Here is a 20,752-nt window from a genome sequence, read left to right on the forward strand (position 1 = left end):
CCAAAGGAGGACCACGTGAAGTCTCCACGATCCGCTGTCGGCCGGACAGCCGCCGGCCTGGGCGTGGGCGCGGCGGCGAGCAGCGTCCTGACCATCGCCGACGGCCCGCCGTGGGGGATCGTCACGCTGAGCGGGACAGGCATGCTGGTGCTGCTGATCCTGGCCGCGGTGGCAGTGACGGCGGGGCTCTCGGCGATGCGGATGATGATCGCCCTGGCCGGGGCGGGTTTCCTGGCGGCCGCCGTTCTACAGCTGGTGCAGATCGGCTGGACCAGTGCGAATCTGCTGGGGGGCGACGGTTCAACGGTGGCCCTGCTGCTCGGTTTCGCCGTGGGCCTGCTCGCCCTCGGTCTCAGCTCAGCACCCAGCAGCCCTGATTCCCCCGCTCCCGCTCCCGCCACGGGAAGGCACGATCCCGCATGAACGTTGACAGCCTGTTGCAACCCGTCCTGGCCACCGCTACGGAACACGCGTCGGCCGTTGACGCCGACGGCCGGTTCCCCGCGGAAGCGGTAGCGGCTCTGGGCACGTCCGGCCTGCTGGGTTTGACGCTGCCCGTGCCGGAGGGCGGGCTGGGAGCCGGCCCGGAGGAGTTCGCCCATGTCACGGCCGAGTTGGCGGGCATCTGCGGATCGACGGCCATGGTCTACCTGATGCACGTCAGCGGTGCCATGACGGTGCTGGCAGCACCCCCGCCCGGCCTGCCGGCCCTGCCGGGCGACCTGGCTACGGGCAGGGCGCTGGCCACTTTGGCATTCAGCGAGCCCGGATCCCGCTCGCACTTCTGGGCGCCGATCTCCCAGGCCAAACGCAACGGCGGCCAGGAGGCACGGTTCACCGCGGACAAGAGCTGGGTGACCTCCGCCGGACACGCACAGATGTATGTCACGTCCGTGCTGTCGGCCGACGAGGCGGGCACCGTCGACCTGTACGCCATCGAAGCAGACGCCCCAGGGGTGGCCGTCACCGGCGAATTCCACGGTCTGGGCCTGCGCGGCAACGCCTCCGCGCCGATGCGCTTCGACATGACAGTCCCCGACACCCTGCGTCTCGGTCAGCCCGGCAGCGGGCTCGCCCTGATGACCGAGACGGTCATGCCCTGGTTCAACCTGGGCAACGCCGCCGTCTCCCTCGGGCTGGCACGGGCCGCCCTGGATGCCGCCGTGCGGCACACCAGCGGCGCCACCCTCCAGCACACCGGCCAGACCCTCGCCGACCTGCCCACCATCCGCGCCCGCCTGGCCCGCATGTCCCTGCAGCTGGAAGCCGCAAGCGCCTACCTGCGCGCCGCGGCAGCCAGCATCGCCGCACCGGACGAGCAGACCCCGCTGTACGTCCTCGGGGTCAAGGCGCTGGCCAACGACACCGCGCTGACCGTCACCGACGACGCCATGAGGGTCTGCGGCGGCGCCGCGTTCTCCCACCACCTGGCCATCGAACGATTCTTCCGCGACGCCCGCGCCGGGCACGTCATGGCCCCCACCGCCGACGTCTTGTACGACTTCTACGGCAAGGCCATCACAGGCCAGCCGGTGTTCGGCTGACCCCGGTCCGTCACGAACAGCCCGAGAGGAGACCGCCATGGAGCCGTTGTTGGTAGGAGCGGTGGCCTACACCCCCAATGTGGTGCCCATCTGGGAAGGCATCCGCGACTACTACCGCTCCGCAGCAGTCGAGATGGACTTCGTCCTGTTCTCCAACTACGGCCGCCAGGTCGACGCACTCCTCGCCGGAACCATCGACATCGCCTGGAACACCAACCTGGCCTGGGTACGCACCGTCCTCCAGGCCGGCGACCGAGCCCGGGCGCTGGCCATGCGCGACACCGACCTCACCTTCCGCAGCCACCTCGTCTGCCGCGCGGGGGCCGGCCTGCGCGGCCCCGGCGACCTCAAGGGCCGACGACTCGCCCTGGGCAGCCGCGACTCCGCACAGGCCGCAATCCTGCCCCTGCACTACCTGCGTCGCGAGGGCATCACCAACGGGGACGTCGAACTCCTGCGCATCGACAGCGACCTGGGAAAGCACGGCGACACCGGCCGCAGCGAACTGGACGCCATCCGGGCCGTCCTGGACGGCGACGCCGACGCCGCCGCGATCGGCATCACCACCTGGGAATCCGTCGGCCAAGGCGAGCTGATGCCCGACGCCCTGGAATCGTTCTGGACCAGCCCCGCCTACTGCCACTGCAACTTCACCGCACTCGACACTCTCGAAGCCGACCGCACCGACGCCTGGACCAATCATCTGCTCGCCATGGACTGGAGCAACCCAGAGCACCGCAGAATCTTGGAACTGGAAGGCCTCCAACGCTGGGTACACCCCCAGCTCGACGGATACACCGACCTCTTCCAAGCGGTCAAGGAACAGGAGATCGCATCCCGATGGTGATCCTCGACCTCGTCGAGAAGCTCTCCGCCACGGCGGAAGGCGACACCATCACGCTCCCCATCGCTACACCGGACCAGGCCGCACTCGCCGCCTCCTGGTGCGAACGCACCGGAAACACCCTCATCACCGCAGACGAAACCAGCATCACCGTCCGCAGAGGCCGCCCACCCGACCCGATCGCCACCCTGCCCGCGGCCCGGCGACCCGGAGCACGGCTGTGGCTCTACACCAACTTCGACTGCAACCTCGCCTGCGACTACTGCTGCGCCCGCTCCTCACCACAGACAGCCAGGCGAGCCCTGGGCGTGGACAGGGTGAAAGAGATCGCGAAAGCAGCCCCGGCCGCCGGAGTCACCGAAATCCTGCTCACCGGCGGCGAACCGTTCATCCTGCCCGACCTCGACGAGATCGTCGCCCACTGCACGGCCGCGCTGCCCACCACCCTCCTCACCAACGGAATGCTGTGGCGCGGACACAGGCTCCAGATGCTCCAGGCCATGCCCCGCGACCGGCTCACCCTGCAGATCAGCCTCGACTCCGCCACCCCCGGCCTGCACGACTCCCACCGCGGCAAAGGCACCTGGGCCAAGGCCGTCACCGGCATCCGCACCGCACTCGGCGAAGGCTTCACCGTGCGGGTGGCCGCCACCCTCACCACCGACGACCTGCACGAGGAGACGGAGCTCAGATCCTTCCTCGACGCACTCGGCATCGCCCGCGAACACCAAGTCGTCCGCCCCCTCGCCCACCAGGGCGCCGCCGACGACGGCCTGGAGCTCACCGTCCAAACCCTCATCCCCGAGGTCACCATCACCGCCGACGGCGTCTACTGGCACCCCGTCGGAGCCGACAACGAGGAACAGCTCGTCACCCCCAACATCTTCCCCCTCGATGCCGCCATCGACCTCGTACGAGAAAAGTTCCGCTACCACCGCTCCAAGACGGACTCCGCCGCCCGCACCTTCCCCTGCGCATGAACCCGATGGACCAGCTAGGCGGAGACGAGAGGGCGTCAGGGAATTCCTGAATTCCTGATAGACCCCGTCAGCTCAGGAGCGGTCCGAAGATGTCCCGGCCGAGCACGACCGCGGATCGCTGGTCGAGGACAGTGGCGGTGAGGTGCGGGCGCGTGGTGATCCAGGCGTCGGCGCTGTCCTGTGAGGCGAAGAAGTTGATAGTGGTGCAGCAGGTGTCGACGGATCGGCCCGTCGCGCCGGAGGCGGCGTAGACCACGACAGCGTCGGCCGGGGTGAAGGCAGCCTCGATACCACTCGTGGTGACCCGCACGGGTTCGCCGGTGTGCGGGTCGGTGGAGGTGATGACGGTGTCCTGGCCGAGCATGGCGGACATCCCGAGGGCGTCGATGGCGCACATGGCGTGGACGGAGACGGCCCCGAGCCGGACCACGTGACCGGTGGGGGTCGGCGAGAAGGGGTACGCGGCGACCAGTCGGCCTTCGTCGATGGCGAGGAGATCCAGCGCGGCGAGCCTGGCCAGGGCGTCGGCGGGATCGATGCCGGCGGGCACGGCGAGGTCGGCGTGGGCCGGGGCGGTGCCGGTGGTGGCGAAGTGCCGTAGTACGGACCGGTACACCTCGCGCAGCTCGGCGGGCAGGTCGGCGGCCCGGTGCGGCCGGTCGGCGCGGATCGGGCCGCCCTCGCAGCAGGCTGAACCGTCACGCTCGGCGATGGCGCGTCGCAGCGCCGCCCGGATCGCGTCGGTGGTGGGTACGTCGAGGCGGCAGGACGACGATCCGCCGGCCGGGGTGCCCATCACGTCCACGCCGTCCACCAGCACCGACGGGGACGGGTACGCGCCGACCACTTCGGTGATCGACAGCGGGAGACCGAGCTCGGCGAGGCAGGCGCGCAGGAGGTCACGGGCCGGCGGCAGGTTGGGGCAGTCCGGGACGGAACGCAGTTCGATGATCATGTGACGATGCTGCACCCCGTAGCCCGCTTCAGGGTCAAGCCCGGCGCCTGCCAGACTGGAGTACATGCGTATCGGAGAGGTGGCGGCCGCTTCCGGGGTGACGGTCGAGACGCTGCGGTATTACGAGCGCCGCGGCCTGCTGGCGCTGCCGGAGCGGCTGAGTTCCGGATACCGGCAGTACGACCCCGGGGCGGTGCGGGTGGTCCGCTTCATCAAGGACGCCCAGGACCTCGGCTTCACTCTCAGGGACATCGAGAGCCTCTTGCGCCTGGCCGAAGGCGGCCCGGACAACTGCCACGACGTCCTCGATCTCACGCGAACGAAGATCGAGGAAGTGACCGCGAAAATCGACTCCCTCACGACGATCCGTGCCGCGCTGGAGCAGCTGGCCAACACGTGCGACATGCCCAGGGCAGACCGGATGTGCCCACTGCTGGCCGCCTTCGACCTCGAATCCGTCCGACCCGACGCCGCGACACCGCACTGAACCGACAGACTCGACCCACGGGCCCGGCCTGGTCAGTGCCGGACGTTGCTCAGCTCTTCCTGGCGGGCCTTCCGGGTTTCACGCGCTCCCGCTCGACTCCGGAGGGCATGAGGTGTGACGGGCTGCGCGGATGACGTTCACAGGACCGGGCGGGCCCGCTCTCACCCCCCTGGAGAGCGGCATCAAGTGTGACGCTCATGTTCTGGAGAGCTGGGGTCCTCGGCGGTGCCGGAAGCTTCCTGGCGCGTTTTGTGGCGGTGAATGGCCACGGCGACGACGAGCAGCACGCCGAGCGCGGCGGCCACAATGGGAACGCCGATACAGTCCAGGCTCTCGGCAATCCACCGCTGGATAGTGCCTGCTGTGTCGATCACGGGGTCGCTCACGGTCCCACCGCGCAGGGTCCGGATCTCGTACCAGCCGTAGTACGCCACGTAGGCGCCGACCAGGAGCAGCAGGCCGCCGCCGAGGCGTGAGGCGACCGAGCCGAGGCGGCGGAGTCGGCCGACGCGGGCGGTGCGGGTCAGCGCGACGGACAGTGCGGCGGCGCCGACGATCGCGCCCATCCCGGCAGCGTACGCCGCGAACAGCACGACGCCCTCAAGGGTTGATCCGCTGCGGAACGCGGAGACCACGATGGCGAGGAACGGGGCGATGGTGCAGCCGAGCGAGGCGATCGCGTAGGCGGCGCCGAACAGTGCCATCGACCCCGCGGACCGGGTCACGGTAGGCGCGCGACGGAGCTTGGGAAGCAGCGTGGGCAGGTCGCGGCCTGCCAGCAGCCAGCAGCCGACGAGGGCCAGCAGCAGGCCGAAGACGATGGTGAACCAGGGCAGATGTTCCTGCACCTGGCCGGCGACGGGTGCGACGGCGAGTCCGAAGAGGGCGAACACGGCAGCGAATCCGGCGGTCATGGCCGCGGTTGCGGCCAGGGCGCGGGCGACGGCGGCGGGGCGGGTGGGGCTGTCGTCGCCCAGGACGAGCAGAGAGAGGTAGGCGGGGAGGAGGGCGAAGCCGCACGGATTGACGGCGGCGAGCATGCCTGCGGTGAGGGCGAGGGCGAGGGGCAGGTCGGACACGGCGGGTCAGCCGACGAGCTTGCTGACCTTGTCGGCCAGGCCCTTGCCTGCGGGCAGGTTGCCGGTGAAGACGGTCTTGCCGTCCTTGTCGAGGATGACGTAGACGCTTTGCTGCGTGATCTCGAACTTCTTCCAGATGTCGCCGGCTTCGTCGGACAGGTTGGGGAAGCCTCCGACCTTCGCCGAGGCGACGAAGTCCTTCATGGCTGCCTGCTTGTCGAGGCCGGCCACGCCCACGACGTTGGCCTCGCCCTTGAACTGGTCCGCCACCTTGGCGGTCTCCGGCCCCTGGGCCTTGCACTTGGGGCACCAAGGGGCCCAGAACCACAGCACGGTGGGCTTGCCCGCCAGCGTGGCGCCGTCGAACGGCTTGCCGTCAACGGTCGTTCCGGTGAAGCGCAGTGCCTCCGGGACCGTCGTCGAGGAACTCGCTGGGCTTTGCGGAGCGGCGGGGGCGCTGCTTTTCGAGGCGCTGTCGATCGCTGGCGGGTTACCTGAGCCGGCGCCGCTGTCCGAGCCGCAGCCGACCAGAGTGAGCGTCGTGGCGGCCAAGAGGGCCGGCAGATACGAGCGGGCACGCATGACGGGCTCCTGGAGGTTGGGGTCGGGTCTGAATGTAGATCGCCCGGCATGGTGGGCGGGGAGCCTGGGTGCTTACGGTTTGGTGACGTCAGCCCGCGTGATCGGTGAGCCGCGCGAGGTCGAGGACGGTGATGCGCCCGCGTGCGAGGCGGATGAGCCCTTGTCCGGCGTAGTCACGCAGGACTTGGTGGTGGTCTCGCGGGAGGTGCCGGCGAGGGCAGCGATCTGGTGGTGGGTGAGGGCGATTTGGGGGCTTCGGACCCCGAGAAACCGGGGCCGGGTTTCGGCGGCGAGAGTCAGCAGCGTGGTGGCGATGCGCTGGGGCACGGACTTGAAGACGCTGTCGGACAGGCGTTGTTCGAGGTCGGTGAGACGCTGGCCGAGGATCTCGGTGATCCGCGCTGAGATCCGTGCATCGGAGAGCAGGAAGCGGTGGACATCGGTGCGGCTCATGACGCAGACGGTGACGTCGTCCAGGGCTTCGGCGAAGTTGTCGTGCATACGCTGGCCGAGCAGCACCATCTCCCCGAAGATCGTGCCTGGGCTGATGATCGCGCAGGTCAGGGCGCGGCCTTCGGCGGAGACCCGGAAGATGCGGACCCGGCCCGCTTTGAGAATGAAGAGAACCTCGGACGGCTGGGACGGGGAGTAGAGCAGTTCGCCCGCGCCGTAGGTCTTCATCGGAGCCGCAGCGGCGATCGCGTCCATCTCCGGCTCGGTGAGATCGCGGAAGATGTCGACCTCGGAGATGCACCACGTCTTGTCGGCATCGTCACCGGTGTGGGTCATGTGATGCGGCTCCTCACGTCGTCCCGGTGCCCAGGGCGGGGGCGCAGTGCCCCATGACGGGCTGGCCAGCGCACCTGCGCTGTCGGCGAGACAGTAGCGGTCAGGGGCACGATCCTGTGCGCCGGTCGGGAGCGGTGCGCCGGGGCCGGAAGCTCCCCCGAGGGGTTGCGGTGTCATCCTGCGGCCCGGCCGGTGCGCTTGCCGCCCACCTTCGCAATGGCGACGAAGGTCAGACCTGCGAGCAGCCCGAACACGAGGTGGGCACCGAGGCTGGAACGGGTGACGTCGTTCCATGCGAAGACAGGCATGCCCATGTTGGCGGGCATGATCCACAGGGCGCCTACCACCCACCACACCGCGCCGTAGAGCAAGCCGAGGACGGCGGCGGGCACGAGGCGCCGGGCGAACTGTCCGAGCAGGGCTCCGAAGGTGATGCTGGCGAGGAGTGCGATGGACAGGTGGATCAGCCAGCCCGCGACGGCGTTGGTGGAGCCGAGGAGCCCGGCAACCATCGTGATCATCGCGGTGTCCATCATCGGTCGCGAAACCGACATCCAGATCCCCATCCCGGCGCCCCCGGCCAGACCGGCCGCAGCACCCCAGGCGACATGGACCGGGACGAGGGCTGTCCTGGGCGATACCTGCACTGTGGCGGTCATGGTGAGTGTCCTCTCGGTGTGCGGGCTTCTCTTCTACGGCCGACGCTAGAACTGGTGGCGGATCAGGTATGTGAGCACGCTTACCTACCGGGCGGTTGTCCAGCCGGTTTTCAGTTGTCCTTCACCGCGATGAGCAGGGCGTAGCCGAGAGCTCCGTCTGCGACGGCTGTGCGCGCCGCGCCGAGCACGCCCGGGGCGGCTTCAAGGTTGACGCCTGCGGCGGTGAGCTTGTCCGGGGCTGTCATCCGAAGCACGCTCAGACGAGCCTCGATCTGGTCGATCATGCGCAACATTGCCGAGTCGTGGCGTTCGGTGGTGATCGTGCGCAGTCCCGCTTGGGCGAGGATGCGGGAGTACTCGGCCAGGGGCCGGGCGTCGGCGATGCAGGCGATCCGGGCGCCGAGACCGGCCAGCTCTGGCGGCAGGCGGGCGGGTTCGGCGGTGACATCGGTGATTCCGAGACGCCCACTGGGACGCAGAACGCGGGCGAACTCCGCTGCCGCTGCCGCCTTGTCGGGAAAGGTGCACAGCGCGCACTCGCACACCACTGCTTCGAAGACGCCGTCAGTGTACGGAAGCTTCTCGGCGTCGCCGGTGGTGAAGCGGGCCCTCTCGGCCAGCCCCGCCGCCTGGGCCGCTCCTTGGGCGAGGGCGGTGTTGGCGGCGGAGTAGTCCACGCCGTCCACCTCGACGCCGTGAGTGTCGGCGACAAGCAGCGCCGTCGTCCCGCGGCCGGAGGCGACGTCGAGGACCCGTCGGCCCGGGGTGAGGGTGAGGGCGTCGGCGAGGCGCCGGGTGAGTGTGGTGCCGCCGGGGTGGTAGGAATCGCCCAGTAGGAGGGCGACGGCGTCGGAGGAGTACGCGGCGGCGCAGCACGCCTTGATGTCGTCGCCCGTGGGCTGCCGACTCATGGGGTGGGCTCCTGTCCGGTCGTGGCCCGGGCGGTCTTGGACCCGTACGGCGTCATGGTGAGCCGGTCGGCGAGCGGCAGGGCGTTGGGCACGACCTGGGCGACGGGGACGCCGGACATCTGCGCGCGGACCTCTTCGCGATAACCGACGGAGTTGTAGGCGCAGAAGGGGATGAGGCGCCCGTCGGGGGTGATCTCCGCGACGCAGCACTTCATCAGCTGTTTGACGTTGAGGGTGTACGGGTCCTGGAAGTCCTGGACCACGATCATGAACGCCTTGTCGTTCAGGTTCTTGACCGCCTCGGGCAGGTCGATGCCGCAGGCGTCCGCGCAGTCCAGTGCCTCGGCGGTGGCCTGTAGCTTCTCCTCTGTCGTCGCGGTGCCCATGAACGCGGAGGCCGACCACAGCTTCTCCAGGGCCTCGCGGATGCCGGCGTCGGGCATGACGCGGTTGGTGATGTAGTCGAGGTAGTCCTCGACGTGGAGCAGACGCGGAATGGGTACGACAATCCGCTGTCCCGGCTTCCCGTCGACGAGCAGGTAGGTGATGGAGCGGCAGGTGGGGAAACAGCAGGGGACGGGGAAGAAGTCGCCCTTCTGGAACCACTGCGGGCGCTGGGTGTTGATCAGCTTGATGACGTCAGGGTTGGTGAGCCGTTCCAGCGGATCGAATTCCACATGCCGCCCTGAGTGTGTGACCGGCTGGAAGGCCACCGACCGGACAGCGGGGTGGTCGATGCCGAACTCGACGATGTCGCCGAGCTCGTGCTCGTTCAGGCCGCGCTCGACAGCGGCGACAAGCGTGACGGTCAGCCCGGCCTCGGCGCAGTTGTCCAGGGCCCGCTGCTTGAACGTACGCAGGTCCCTGCCCCGGATCTCCCGGTGGGTGCGCTCTTCGAAGCCGTCGAACTGGAGGTAGATGTTCACCGACCGGCCCGGCACCTGGTTGCGCTTGCCCAACTCGGCGACGAAGCGTTTGTCCGTGGCGAGGCGGATGCCGTTCGTGTTGAGGTTGACGTTCTTGATGGGGCGGGCCTGGGCAAGATCAATGAAGTCGAGGATGTGCTTGTGAATGGTGGGCTCTCCCCCGGAGAACATCACCACCTCTGCCTCGCCCTCGGACTCCACGAAGACGTCGAGCATCCGCTCGCACTGCTCGTGCGTGATCGAATAACCGTCGCTCTGATGACCGGAGTCGGCGAAGCAGATCGGGCAGTCCAGGTTGCAGCCGGTATTGACCTCGATGATGCCCAGGCAGGCATGCTGCTTGTGCTCCGGGCAGAGTCCGCAGTCGCTCGGGCAGCCGTCTTTCACCTCGGTCTGGAAGGTGAGCGGGATGGTGCCCGGCTTGTTGAACCGGACCGAGGACATGTACTCCTCCGCGTCCCCGTACACCAGCGCCTCGAACCCGCCGTGCTCCTTGCAGCGTTTACGCAAGAAGACCTTGTTCTCCCGGACGTTGACCTGAGCATCGACCGGAATCTTGCAGACCGGGCAGATCGACTTGGTGAACTCCACGAACACTTCGTCCCGGTCGCGTTTCTGTGCCTTGCTTTCGCCCCGCTCTGCGCCGTCTGCTTGACCTGTTTTCTCCACTGCTATCGCCTTTCCGCTTCAGTGACCTCGTATGAGCCGCCTTTGCCCGGTGCCCTGGCCCCGCGCGGGGCTCCGCTGCGTGCAGTGCGCAGCAGCAGTGCCGCGTACAGGAGGGTCAGCCCGTCCTGCACCAGAACGAACCATCCGAGCCGCTGCGACAGGTACACGCCGAAGCAACCGCAGTTCTCGACCGTCAGCCCTCGGGCGAACGCCTGCACCGCCAGCGTGCTCCACACCAGGGAAACCGCCGTGTACACCCACACCGGGGTGATCGCTTTCGAGCGCGGGCGGGCCAGGAACCACACCCCACACACCAGCTCACCGATGATCAACACCACGGCCAGTGCAGACGCGACCACGTGATTCACGGGCCCGTACGCGGCGAGGATGCCCGGCATCTGCCCGAACGAGGCGAGCTGGCCGAGGGCCATCGCCGAGTACACCGTGCCCAGAACCAATCGCAGCACCATGGCCAGGACGCTACGCCGCGAAACAAGCGGAGAACTGTAAGGCCGCTCACCGAACCGGACTCAATATCCGAGCGTCAGGAGGCCATCGCTCGGCGAAACCGATCCGTGTCCCTGATGAGACCCGCCACGAGTGTGTGGCGGTGACGTCGGCGGCGAGTCGACCCGCGGGTGATCCGCGGCAGGGGTCCAACCCCGGCCGGCGCTTCGCTCCCGCCTTGCCCTCTGCCCCTACGCCCGATGCAGGCGTAACGTTGAAGACCACTTTCGGGAGGCGTTATGCGCCATACCATCCGAATCGGACCGCGCACCATCGGCTTCGGCCGACGGCCGGCGCCATCGGCAGACACCGTGGTCAGCCGCGAGCGTTTCGCGATCGACATCGCAGAGGGCCAGATGGGTGTCGGCGTCCCGTTCAGACGCGGCTGCAGCGCCCTCGGATTCCGGGTGCTGGTCATCGACACGGAAACCGGGCGACGCCAGTACGTCTCCGAGAACTACACCCACGACCTCGCGTACGCCGATGGCGAGAAATTCGTCACCAAACTGATCACCGGTGCGAAGCGAGTGAAGTAGATCCCCTCCCTTGGCGCTGCCATGCGCACCGCTCCGCTCCCGAAGCGTGGTGGCTGCCAGAGCCGGCGGCGCAATCTGGTTCCGGGCCACCGCCGAGGCGGGGGCCACGGCGTCCGTCACCTCATGATCCGGCAGCGGGCGTCGTGTGCCGCGAGCGCCGTTGGGCTTCGTCCTTGAGGGACGTCAGCGACGCAGCGACCGTCTCCTCCCAGCGCGCAGCAACCAGACGGCCCCAGCGACTCCCCAGGGCCCATCCGTCGGTCCCCATCTCACCCCGGTACTCCAGCCGAGTCCCCGATGCGTGCTCGGTAAGCCGGAACGACTCGGTGACGGAGGGCACCGGCCCGCGCACCAGGCGGAAATCGATGCGCTCTGGATGGGTGAACCGCACTGTCTCGACCGTGGTCGCTGTCAGCCGCCCGCCCGCGACCGGAGTGAAGTGCGCGGCGAGCACCATGTCACTGCCGCGCTCCAGCACACGCACCTTCTCCCGCATCGCTCCGGTGGCCCGACCCAGATACGGCTGGGCGATCACATCGAACACAACCTCCCTCGGTGCTGCGATGTCGACCGTTTGCGACCCCAGCGGACGCGTGCGCCGGCCAGCCCCTGTCAACGGTCATTGAGATGCCCAGGTAGGTGGCCGTTGGGGGCCCAGGCTGGTGGCCATCAGAAACCCAGGCGTGTGGCCAGTGGTGTTCCTGGGGGTGGGGGGTCAGTTCAAGGGGACCACTCCCTTCCCGGCGAGGGCCTCGGCAAGGCGGTGCGAGTCGCCGGTGGTGGTCACGAGGTGAGCGTGGTGCATGAGGCGGTCAGTGCTCGCGCCCGCGAGAGTTTTCGGCATGATCGTGTCGAAGCCCGAGGGGTGAATGTTGCTGGTCACCGCGATGGAACGTCGCTCGTAGGCGGCATCGATGATCCGGTAGAACGCCTCGGCGGCGTCCTCGCCGACGGGCAGCAGGCCAATGTCATCGAGCTATGCGGATATCCGCATAGATCGACGACATTGGCATGCTGCCCGTCGGGCCAGGCCGCCGCCGAGGCGTTCTACCGGATCATCGACGCCGCCTACGAGCGCCGGTCGGTCATCGTCACGTCGAACCTGCACCCCTCAGGATTCGACACGATCATGCCCAAGACGCTCGCCACTGCGGCCGTCGACCGGCTCCTGCACCACGCGCACATCGTCCTCACCGAAGGATCGTCCCTGCGACTCACCCAGGCCACCACCGGCCAGGGCGTCACCCCGCTGAGCTGACCCAACCGAGGGACAAATAGTCATACCGGACAGGGAGATCAGCTGTCCGCCTACAGGGATCAGAAATGTCCGCTCACCCGGATGCCCCGCTGACCGCGCACAGGGGCTATGGATGGTGTCGATCGCGGACTATTCCCCGTAATCGCGGAAAAGCCCCGCCTGGCCGGCCTTAAAAGCGAACACGATGAAGCCAACGCCGCTTCATCTGGACACTCCGCCTCGTCCACGTCGGCGGCGACGTCCATCTTGGCTGCTGTGTCCCGACCGATCTTGGCCATGCAGTCACTCCTGCGCGGCTTCGCAGGTCGTCGGTCCGGTCGGCGTCTGCTGCTCTTCGCTTTCGCGACGACCGCTTGTGACTGAGCCAGCGGTTACTGAGCGCTCCTGTCGGCCACTGCGTGCGGGACTACGGTGAGTGACACGCTGCGTGACGTGTGCAGAGGCTGAACTCATCTGGGACGCCCTCGAACGGGCCCTTCCGCCAGCTGCCTGTCACAACGTGCCTCATGTGCCTCAACAGGCTCTATTCCTCTGAACTGCCAAGATGCTTGACAACCCTAGATAACAAACGCCAACTTCGCCGAGACGTCCGACCGCTACCTGGATGTAGGTTCCGCAGCTCGGTGTCCAATTCCTCGCCGCCGTGTCCAACGGCTGGCCGATTGGACGCGGTTCTGCGTAATCGCAGGTCCACCCACTTGCCTCCGCCGGGCTCGATCGTCGCTGCGCCGTCAGAGCCGAGGATTGGACACGTTCTGCGGAACGCGTTCGGTGGACACGAACGTGGAACGCCGATGCCCTGCTGGTTGCAGCGGTGCCGTTGGACACCGAAGCGCGGAACCTACACTGGACATGCTCTCCACGACGCTGACTCCCCTCGATCGCGTTCAGCGCTTCCCCGACCAGCGCGAAGCGTGGATCGAGGACGCACACAAACGGTGGAAGAAGGCGCTCAGGTACCGGCAGAACGAGGTTCAGCGAGTCCGTGTCCTCCTCTACCTGGACGCCACCCGCCCGGTGACAGAAGCCGCGCTGGAGATGGCCAAGAGGTTCGTCCTCCTCAGCAGAGCAACCGGTCGCGCCATCGCAGCCCTCAAGGACCTGGACACCGGCCCCCTGACCCCGCCGTCGCCTGGATACACCGAACTCCTGGCGGCGGACGGGCTGGGCCCAGAGGCGCCTGACCTCGGCTTCCTTCAGTCGCAGGCTCGGGAGCCGTACAACACGTTCCTGCGCACCGCCGCTGACGCCCTCGGGGAGAACGGTCTCTTTCCGCCAGAGTACTGACCTGCGTAAAGAGTCCTATTCTGCTCGCCACGTTGAGTGACGTAGGTGGCGGACGCATCCTTGACAGCTTTCGGGCACTGAAATCTTTCGTGCGCCTGATGTGACTCAAGTCACCGCACGAGAGATTTCAGCGCCCAGGTCAGAGACGTGGCCACTGAAATCTTTCGCGCACCCCGACAGGATGCGGGACGGTGCACGCCAACGCGGCTGCAGACGTTCCGGCGCGGCTGGAGGCGCTCGGTGCCACGGCGGGGCTCGACCGGGCGGCGCTGCACAGTCAGTTGGGGGCCGCGCTGGCGGTGGTGGTCCATCTTGTGCGGGACCGCGAGGGGCTGCGGCGGGTCGCCGAGGTGCATGTGCTGGAGCGGGACGCGGCGGGCCTCGTGGTGACGGTGCCGGCGCTGCGGTGGCGCGCGGACGCCTTCGCCCGTGAGCGCGGCTGGGGACGGCTGCGCGCGCTGATCGGGGGTGCGCTGTGATGGGGGTTGGATCGGGTCCGGTGTACGCGGCTGCGGTGTGCGCGGCATTGGCCTGGCTGACGTTGGGGCGTGAGGGGGACCAGCGGCGCGCCCGGCTGCTGTTGGCGGGCGGCGCGGTGGATTCCGGGGACGGCGAAGGGGGCGTCTCGGCGTGGTGGGAGAGGTTGTCGGCCCTGGTGCGGCGCCGGGGGCGGCGGGAGTGGCTGTGCGTGCCGGTGGCGGTGCTGGTCGCCGTGCTGGCCGAGTCGTTGCTGCCCTTGATCGCTGGTGCGGTGGCGGTGCCCTTGGTGGGGCGTCGGCTGCGGGCCGGGGCGCGGCGGCGGGAGTGCGAGCGGCGGGCCGGCGAAGTCATCGCCCTGTGCGGGGCGGTGGCGGGCGAGCTGCGGGCGGGGCGGCAGCCGGGACAGGCCTTGTTCGCCGCCACGGGCACGGGCGGCCTGGGCGCGGCGGAGGCCGAGGTGATGGCGGCGGCGCGATTCGGCGGTGACGTGCCGGAGGCGCTGCGGAGGGCTTCGCGGGAGCCCGGGGCTGACGGGCTCGTGGGTGTCGCCGCCTGCTGGCGGGTGGCGGTGGACGGCGGGGCGGGCCTCGCAGCCGGGCTTGACCGGCTGGAGGGCGCGTTGCGGGCCGAGCGGCATCAGCGGGCTGATCTGCGCGCCCAGTTGGCCGGGGCGTGGGCGACCGTGGCGCTTCTGGCGCTGCTTCCGGTGGCGGGGCTGCTGATCGGCAGCGCCTTGGGGGCGCAGCCGCTGAGGGTGCTGCTGCACACCCCGGCGGGGTTCGGGTGCCTGCTGGCAGGCGGGCTGTTGGAGGGCGCGGGGCTGTGGTGGGCCGGGCGGATCGTGCGACGGGGGGAGGAGTCGTGAGCGCGGAAGTTGTCCACAGGCTGGGGGTGGCGGTGTTGGTGGTGGCCGCCGGGGCGTGGCTGGCGTTCGGGTGGGCGGGGCGCCGGCGGGGGCGGCGGTCGCGCAGGCGGCTCGGGTTGCTGCTGGCGGTGCGGGTGAACGGGGCTGGGCGCGGGCGGCGGTCGTGGTGGGCGCGGCCGGAGTTCGGCGCGTGGGTGAAGCGCTGGACGCCGCCGCTGGGGGCCGTGGTCACCGGCATTGTGCTGGTCGGTGGCATGGTCGGCGCCGCGATCGGGGTGGCGGCGGCGTACGGCGTGGTGCGCTGGCAGCGCGGACGCAGGTCCTCCGACGGCGACGAGACGGCTGTCGACGTGCGCCAACTTCCCCTTGCCGCCGATCTCCTGGCGGCCTGTATCTCGGCCGGCGCCGGTCCGCGCGAGGCGGCGGAGGCGGTCGGGGAGTCGCTCGGCGGCCCGGTCGGTGACCGGCTGGCGCGGACCGCCGCGGAGCTGAGGCTCGGCGGGGAACCGGCCGCCGCGTGGGGGCGGCTGGGTGCGATACCGGGCGCCGCGGGGCTGGCCCGCTGCCTGGAACGGGCGGGCGCCACCGGGGCTCCGGCGGCGGAGCCGGTGTCCCGACTGGCCGACGGTCTGCGTGCCGAACGGGCGCGGGAGGCGGCGGCTCGGGCGGGCCGGGCGGGGGTGCTGATGGTCGGGCCCGTGGGGCTCTGCTTCCTGCCTGCGTTCCTGGTGACAGGGGTGGTGCCGGTGGTGATCGGACTGGCGGGCGGCCTGATGAACGGCAATTGACGGCAATTGACGGCAATCGAAGTGAGAGCTCCAAGCGACGAGAAGGCGACCGAAATGAATCGCGATAGTGGAAATGACCTGGGGGTTGAAATGACGGTAATGGCGCGAATCTGGGTGCGGGCTTTGGCACAGGTGCGAGTGCGCACGGCGGCGATCAGGGCCGGGGGCACAGACGCGGGGATGACGACCTCCGAGTACGCGATGGGGACGATCGTTATATGGGGACCAGTAGAGCTTGCTGGCACGTGAGCCACGTATGGTGAGGCTATACGTGCCTCACACCTATCACCTGGGTTCAAGTGACATACGAAGCAACAGTCCAGGCCCCTCGCTCGCATCGCGCGGAGAAGGCCATCTCCCCCGCTGATGGCTCCCCCATGTGGGTCGTCGTCAGTGCTGACTACGAACTGCACAAGGAGGCGTCCGGCTACCTGGCTGCCCTGCGTGACCAGGAGGACGCCTCGGTGAATACCGAGCGCACGTACGCGGGTCGGATAGCCCTGTATCTGTCGTACTGCGTTGACGCCGGGGTTGACTGGGCCGCCCCGACCATGCGCCAGCTCGCCGCGTTCCTACGCTGGCTGGTGGACGAGCCGCTGCCGCCAAAGGGCCGCCGTGCGTCGGCGGTTGAGCCACGCTTCCGACGCAAGAGCACCGCGAACGCGATCGTGACCACGGTCTGCCAGTTCCTGCGCTACGGCGCCCTGACCGGTCGCGTGGCAGCCGATGTAGTGGCACTGCTCTCCGAGCCCAAGACGCTACATTTCCTTCCCGCCGGCCTCCCTCGGGGCGAGGGCCGTCAACCGGTCACGATGAACGTGAAGACCATCAAGTTCAAGGTCGCCATTCCGGGCTTCGAATACCTGACAGACGATGAGATTCGACAGGTCCTTGACCACACTCGGCACGCCCGGGACCGTTTCCTGATCACCCTTCTGTCCGTCACGGGAATCCGTATCGGAGAGGCCCTTGGCTTGCGTCGTGAGGACATGCACCTGCTGCCCAACTCCACGTTGCTGGGCTGCCGGGTTCCGGGTCCTCACATCCACATCCAGCGCAGGCAGAACGCTAACGGGGCACTGGCCAAATCCCGTCACCCACGCTGGATCCCAGTGGGCGAGGATGTCGGCGGTCTTTACGCAGACTTCCAGTGGGAACGCGACAGCGTCCCTGAGGCTGCGGACTGCGACATGGTGTTCGTGAACCTCTTCGCCGCGCCGCTCGGCCAACCGATGAAGTACGCCAGCACCTATGAACTGTTCAAGCGCCTGGCGAACAAGGCTGGGCTCACCGCTCATCCCCACATGCTCCGCCACTCCGCCCTGACCAGGTGGGTGCGCGAGGGAACTCGCCGCGATGTAATCCAGAAGCTCGCCGGACACCAGTCTCCGCATTCTCAAATCCGCTACCACCACGCCAGTGACCAAGAGATGCGCGCTGCGGTGACCCTCGTTGCCGAAATCCATGGCAGGGCCGACCAGTGAGCCTCGCCACACTGCCCGTCAGCCCCCTTCTTCCCGCCGGCTCACAGGCTGCGGACCAGTTGCTCGCACAGTGGGAAGCGTGGCTGCACGACATCGTTGACCCGCGCTGGCGCCCCGGAGAATGGAACGCCGACCATCTGTTGTTCACCGGCGACGTCAACAATCCCCGTACTATCGTGCGGCTGTGCGAGATCAATGAGTGCGACGTGGCAACGGACTTGTCGCGATTTTGCACCGGGTGCAGTCGCGAACTCCGTCTCAGCGGTCTAACCAGCGCGGATTTCGAGAAGTCGTTCGTTCCCCAGCGGAATCGGCGGTTCGACACAATCGAAATCTGCATCGTGCCGAAGTGTGCGCGCTACAACAGCACGCGGGGGCTATGCCAGGCTCACTATCAGGGGTGGCACAAGGCTAGTGTTATACGCGGGCTTCATTCCGATCTTCCTACTTGGGTCGGGTCGCAACGTGCGTATGAAGCGCTGCCCGAATGCGTAGTACGAGGTTGCGGCCGTGCGGGAACGAACCGGCATCCCGGACTGTGCATGATTCACGTAAACCAGTGGGGAGAGTCCCGAAAAGTATCCGGAGTCGCAGCAGACGACAAGGCCGCGCTCGCCAAGTGGCTTGAGCACGCGCCGCCTTACATGTCCGTCAAGATGTTTTCTCTCGCCCCCCTCGCCCCGTTGGCCCGGCTTGAAATGCTCTACGCTCTCCAACAACGCGACGCACGTGGACAGAATCTGCCACCTCGCGCCGTGAAGACCACCGTCAGGCTCCTTGCTGACCTGCCCAGCATCGCATTCGGCGGCGACGCAGTACCTGATCCCCGCAGCCTTAAGGGAGCCCGAGAATCCTCGTTCCTTACGGAGCTCCAATGGACTCTGGCTTCGGCAATCGACGACTTCCGGGGCGTCGACCCTACGCGAAAGCTCACCTGGGACATGCGGGTCGTGAGCCAGTTGATTCCCTCGCTCGGTGTCGCTGACGGCAGTCCACTCTTCAATCACGGCGGAGTCGATTTCAGCCTGGTCCACCAAGCATGGCTACGGGAAGTCGTAATGCACTGGGCACGAACCACGGGGTCCCAGCGCAGAGACTTGCGTGAGAACCTTAAAGCGGCGGTCATGGCCTCCAAGGCACTGAACCTGCGGCCCGGCGGAGGGATCGATCCATCTGCACTCCAATATGCAGACGTTGACGCCGTCGTCGAGGGTTTTAAGACCGCGCGCCGGCCCAACGGCGAGCTATACCGGCCCAAGACCCAAAACCGCTACATGGGCCGCTTCTTCGAACTCTTGGAATTCGGCCGCCGCGAGGGTGTTCCTGAATCGCTCTCACCGCGATTCGTTCGCCACAGCCACCACAAGATCAAGGAAGTGGAGGAGAACGAAGACGAGATCGGGAAGAGTCTTCCCGACGTGGTGATCCGCCAGCTCGACCAGAATATGCACACGGCAGGGGAGATATTCTCCTATGGTCGACAGTATCCGCGGGAAGCCATCAAGGCGCTATTCCGCACCGCATACGTGATCATGCGCGACACCGGCAGGCGGACCGGTGAAATTGCGGGCCTGTCGCTGAACTGTCTCGAATTTGATCAGGGGAAGTATCAACTGATCTGGGACAACACGAAGGCGGGCCGACTCCGTCGGCGTCTCCCCGTCTACTCCGAGACCGTCGACGTCATCAAGGCATGGAAGGAGGTCCGCGCCGGGCTGGACCTGCCGATGCGGAGCTCGAATGCACTCTTCCCTGCTATCGGTGAAGTGCACGATCATATTCTTCCCGGCTATCTCTCGGACGGGCTCCGTGAATGGGTGGACTTGATCCCGGCGCTGGACTCGGACGAGCTGGGGCCGGACGGCATGCCTCTGCCGTTCGACAGGAAACGGATCTTCCCCTATGCCTTCCGGCACACGTTCTGCCAAAGGCATGCGGATGCTGGTATCCCTCAGCACGTCCTTCAAGAACTCATGGATCACGATGACCCCAAAACTACGGGTGCGTATTACAGGGTCAGCCACAAAATGAAACGTGAGGCCATGGACGTGGTGCGCAAGCACAGCATGGACCGTTTCGGGAACGCCGCCCCCATGTCCTCTGCGATCGAGTACGACATGGGATCGGTGGCGGTGCAGTATGGCAACTGCAAGGAACCTTCCAACGTCAAAGCCGGTGGCCATGCCTGCCCGATCCGCTACCAGTGCTCCGGCTGTCCCTCGTTCCACCCCGACCCCTCTCACCTGCCCTCCATCGAGGACCACGTGAGAGCCTTGAAGACCAATTTGGAGTTGGCCCAAGCCATGGGCGTCGCCGACTACACGATCACCGGTTTGGAAGGCGAGATCGGCGACTACCGGGGCGTGATCGAGAAGATGAAAGCGAAGCTGGAACGCATGACAGACCAGGAACGCGCCGAGATCGAGGAGGCCAGCCGGGTCCTGCGCAGACTCCGCGCCGGATCGGACTCCAGCCGTCATGTCACGCTGGGTATGCCCGGGTTCGGTCCTCCGGAACAAGACTCGTGAGCAAGACACGTACACCTGCCGAGGTCCTTCTGGAGGCCCGCCAGAAGGACAGCCGCGAGAAGCGGGCGAAGGTCCTGGCCGTGGTCGACGAGATGAAGACCAAGGGCGACCGGATCACCTTTCTCGGGGTGGCGAAGGCCGCGGGGGTGTCGAACTGGCTCGTCTACAGCGAAGGTGTCCGGGAGCATATCGAGGCCGCCCGAAAGGGCCAGGACGGCACGAAGTCCCGTCAGCAGAGCGAAGGAGCGAGGGCGAGTGCGGCGAGTCTGGCCACCGACCTTGAGCTGACCCGCGCGGAGCTGCGGAAGGTCCGCGCGGACCGGGACAAGCTCAAGGGAGCCGTGCAACGCGGGCTCGGCCAGCAGGTCGATCAGACGGGCACCGCCGACCTGATCGCCCGCATCGACGAGCTGACCGCCCAGCTCCAGCAGCGAGATGACGGCCTTATGTCGGTGACAGCCGAGCGGGATCAGCTGCGGACCGCCCTGGCTGAGGCTCAGGACGACCTGATCGCGGCCCGCACTGCGCTACGGAACATGATGCGCGACCAGAATCGCGCTGAGTGACGTCTGAGTGGTGCCTGCGGCGGCCGGT

Annotated in this window: 21 protein-coding genes and 3 pseudogenes; 14 read left to right on the forward strand and 10 right to left on the reverse strand. The window is 67.7% G+C overall.

Annotation, left to right across the window (positions count from 1 at the left end; all coding sequences use genetic code 11):
• Positions 1 to 15 precede the first annotated feature (15 nt).
• Genes ABCR94_RS30575 through ABCR94_RS30590 form a run of 4 tightly spaced genes read left to right on the forward strand, consistent with a single transcriptional unit; the run spans position 16 to position 3,368 of the window.
• The gene (locus tag ABCR94_RS30575; RefSeq protein WP_347123753.1) at positions 16 to 423 is read left to right on the forward strand and encodes an Rv1678 family membrane protein; all 408 of its coding nucleotides are present in this window, start codon (positions 16 to 18) and stop codon (positions 421 to 423) included.
• Positions 420 to 1,544 (forward strand): Rv1679 family acyl-CoA dehydrogenase, encoded by a 1,125-nt coding sequence (gene fadE16, locus ABCR94_RS30580; protein WP_347123755.1) that lies wholly within the window; start codon positions 420 to 422, stop codon positions 1,542 to 1,544. Before ABCR94_RS30575 ends, fadE16 begins: the two co-directional genes overlap by 4 nt.
• A gap of 37 nt (positions 1,545 to 1,581) precedes the next feature.
• Positions 1,582 to 2,391 carry an Rv1680 family SBP-like protein gene (locus ABCR94_RS30585; protein WP_347123757.1) on the forward strand — a complete coding sequence of 270 codons (810 nt, stop codon included), beginning with the start codon at positions 1,582 to 1,584 and terminating at the stop codon, positions 2,389 to 2,391.
• The gene (locus tag ABCR94_RS30590) at positions 2,385 to 3,368 is read left to right on the forward strand and encodes an Rv1681 family radical SAM protein (RefSeq protein WP_347123758.1); all 984 of its coding nucleotides are present in this window, start codon (positions 2,385 to 2,387) and stop codon (positions 3,366 to 3,368) included. The genes ABCR94_RS30585 and ABCR94_RS30590 overlap by 7 nt, the downstream gene beginning before the upstream one ends.
• Before the next feature lie 67 nt (positions 3,369 to 3,435).
• Here the strand turns inward: ABCR94_RS30590 and ABCR94_RS30595 are convergent, their stop codons facing one another.
• Positions 3,436 to 4,323, reverse strand: a complete 888-nt coding sequence (locus ABCR94_RS30595; protein WP_347123760.1) for an alkylmercury lyase family protein — start codon at positions 4,321 to 4,323, stop codon at positions 3,436 to 3,438.
• Positions 4,324 to 4,387: 64 nt separating this feature from the next.
• Here ABCR94_RS30595 and ABCR94_RS30600 point away from each other — a divergent pair, with 64 nt between their 5' ends.
• On the forward strand, positions 4,388 to 4,810 hold the full coding sequence (locus tag ABCR94_RS30600) for a MerR family transcriptional regulator (protein WP_347123762.1): 423 nt from the start codon (positions 4,388 to 4,390) through the stop codon (positions 4,808 to 4,810).
• 182 nt (positions 4,811 to 4,992) lie between these two features.
• Here ABCR94_RS30600 and ABCR94_RS30605 read toward each other — a convergent pair whose 3' ends face one another.
• From ABCR94_RS30605 to ABCR94_RS30635, 7 genes are all read right to left on the reverse strand, one after another.
• A complete protein-coding gene (locus ABCR94_RS30605; RefSeq protein ID WP_347123764.1) occupies positions 4,993 to 5,889 on the reverse strand; it encodes a cytochrome c biogenesis CcdA family protein in 897 nt (298 codons plus the stop codon).
• A gap of 6 nt (positions 5,890 to 5,895) precedes the next feature.
• Positions 5,896 to 6,471 (reverse strand): redoxin domain-containing protein, encoded by a 576-nt coding sequence (locus ABCR94_RS30610; protein WP_347123765.1) that lies wholly within the window; start codon positions 6,469 to 6,471, stop codon positions 5,896 to 5,898.
• A 72-nt stretch (positions 6,472 to 6,543) separates the two neighbouring features.
• Positions 6,544 to 7,260, reverse strand: a complete 717-nt coding sequence (locus tag ABCR94_RS30615; protein ID WP_347123767.1) for a Crp/Fnr family transcriptional regulator — start codon at positions 7,258 to 7,260, stop codon at positions 6,544 to 6,546.
• Between the two features lie 173 nt (positions 7,261 to 7,433).
• Positions 7,434 to 7,919, reverse strand: a complete 486-nt coding sequence (locus ABCR94_RS30620) for a hypothetical protein (protein ID WP_347123768.1) — start codon at positions 7,917 to 7,919, stop codon at positions 7,434 to 7,436.
• Between the two features lie 110 nt (positions 7,920 to 8,029).
• On the reverse strand, positions 8,030 to 8,830 hold the full coding sequence (locus tag ABCR94_RS30625; RefSeq protein ID WP_347123770.1) for a class I SAM-dependent methyltransferase: 801 nt from the start codon (positions 8,828 to 8,830) through the stop codon (positions 8,030 to 8,032).
• Complete coding sequence (locus tag ABCR94_RS30630; protein ID WP_347123772.1) at positions 8,827 to 10,425, reverse strand: radical SAM protein; 1,599 nt, start codon at positions 10,423 to 10,425, stop codon at positions 8,827 to 8,829. The genes ABCR94_RS30625 and ABCR94_RS30630 overlap by 4 nt, the downstream gene beginning before the upstream one ends.
• A 2-nt stretch (positions 10,426 to 10,427) precedes the next feature.
• On the reverse strand, positions 10,428 to 10,895 hold the full coding sequence (locus ABCR94_RS30635; protein WP_347123774.1) for a MauE/DoxX family redox-associated membrane protein: 468 nt from the start codon (positions 10,893 to 10,895) through the stop codon (positions 10,428 to 10,430).
• Positions 10,896 to 11,171: 276 nt separating this feature from the next.
• On the opposite strand from ABCR94_RS30635, the gene ABCR94_RS30640 reads away from it, so the two are divergent.
• A complete protein-coding gene (locus ABCR94_RS30640; RefSeq protein WP_347123776.1) occupies positions 11,172 to 11,468 on the forward strand; it encodes a hypothetical protein in 297 nt (98 codons plus the stop codon).
• A 121-nt stretch (positions 11,469 to 11,589) separates the two neighbouring features.
• Here ABCR94_RS30640 and ABCR94_RS30645 read toward each other — a convergent pair whose 3' ends face one another.
• Both ABCR94_RS30645 and ABCR94_RS30650 read right to left on the reverse strand, forming a co-directional pair.
• Complete coding sequence (locus ABCR94_RS30645) at positions 11,590 to 12,084, reverse strand: SRPBCC family protein (protein WP_347123777.1); 495 nt, start codon at positions 12,082 to 12,084, stop codon at positions 11,590 to 11,592.
• A gap of 99 nt (positions 12,085 to 12,183) precedes the next feature.
• Positions 12,184 to 12,444: pseudogene (locus ABCR94_RS30650) on the reverse strand (ATP-binding protein); the annotation flags it as partial.
• A 20-nt stretch (positions 12,445 to 12,464) separates the two neighbouring features.
• On the opposite strand from ABCR94_RS30650, the pseudogene ABCR94_RS30655 reads away from it, so the two are divergent.
• From ABCR94_RS30655 to ABCR94_RS30690, 8 genes and pseudogenes are all read left to right on the forward strand, one after another.
• Positions 12,465 to 12,726 (forward strand): annotated as a pseudogene (locus tag ABCR94_RS30655) (ATP-binding protein); the annotation flags it as partial.
• An 852-nt stretch (positions 12,727 to 13,578) separates the two neighbouring features.
• Positions 13,579 to 14,013 (forward strand): hypothetical protein, encoded by a 435-nt coding sequence (locus ABCR94_RS30660; protein WP_347123779.1) that lies wholly within the window; start codon positions 13,579 to 13,581, stop codon positions 14,011 to 14,013.
• Positions 14,014 to 14,192: 179 nt separating this feature from the next.
• Positions 14,193 to 14,492, forward strand: a pseudogene (locus tag ABCR94_RS30665) (TadA family conjugal transfer-associated ATPase); the annotation flags it as partial.
• Entirely contained in the window at positions 14,492 to 15,358 is an 867-nt protein-coding gene (locus tag ABCR94_RS30670) for a type II secretion system F family protein (RefSeq protein ID WP_347123781.1), read from the forward strand. The pseudogene ABCR94_RS30665 and the gene ABCR94_RS30670, both read left to right, overlap by 1 nt.
• Entirely contained in the window at positions 15,355 to 16,146 is a 792-nt protein-coding gene (locus ABCR94_RS30675) for a type II secretion system F family protein (RefSeq protein ID WP_347123782.1), read from the forward strand. The genes ABCR94_RS30670 and ABCR94_RS30675 overlap by 4 nt, the downstream gene beginning before the upstream one ends.
• 377 nt (positions 16,147 to 16,523) lie before the next feature.
• The gene (locus ABCR94_RS30680; RefSeq protein WP_347123784.1) at positions 16,524 to 17,630 is read left to right on the forward strand and encodes a tyrosine-type recombinase/integrase; all 1,107 of its coding nucleotides are present in this window, start codon (positions 16,524 to 16,526) and stop codon (positions 17,628 to 17,630) included.
• Positions 17,627 to 20,158 carry a tyrosine-type recombinase/integrase gene (locus tag ABCR94_RS30685; RefSeq protein WP_347123786.1) on the forward strand — a complete coding sequence of 844 codons (2,532 nt, stop codon included), beginning with the start codon at positions 17,627 to 17,629 and terminating at the stop codon, positions 20,156 to 20,158. The genes ABCR94_RS30680 and ABCR94_RS30685 overlap by 4 nt, the downstream gene beginning before the upstream one ends.
• Positions 20,155 to 20,724, forward strand: a complete 570-nt coding sequence (locus ABCR94_RS30690; RefSeq protein ID WP_347123787.1) for a DUF6262 family protein — start codon at positions 20,155 to 20,157, stop codon at positions 20,722 to 20,724. The genes ABCR94_RS30685 and ABCR94_RS30690 overlap by 4 nt, the downstream gene beginning before the upstream one ends.
• Positions 20,725 to 20,752: the final 28 nt, after the last annotated feature.

Origin of the sequence: Streptomyces changchenzhani (assembly GCF_039766235.1) — a bacterium.
Lineage (GTDB): Bacteria > Actinomycetota > Actinomycetes > Streptomycetales > Streptomycetaceae > Streptomyces.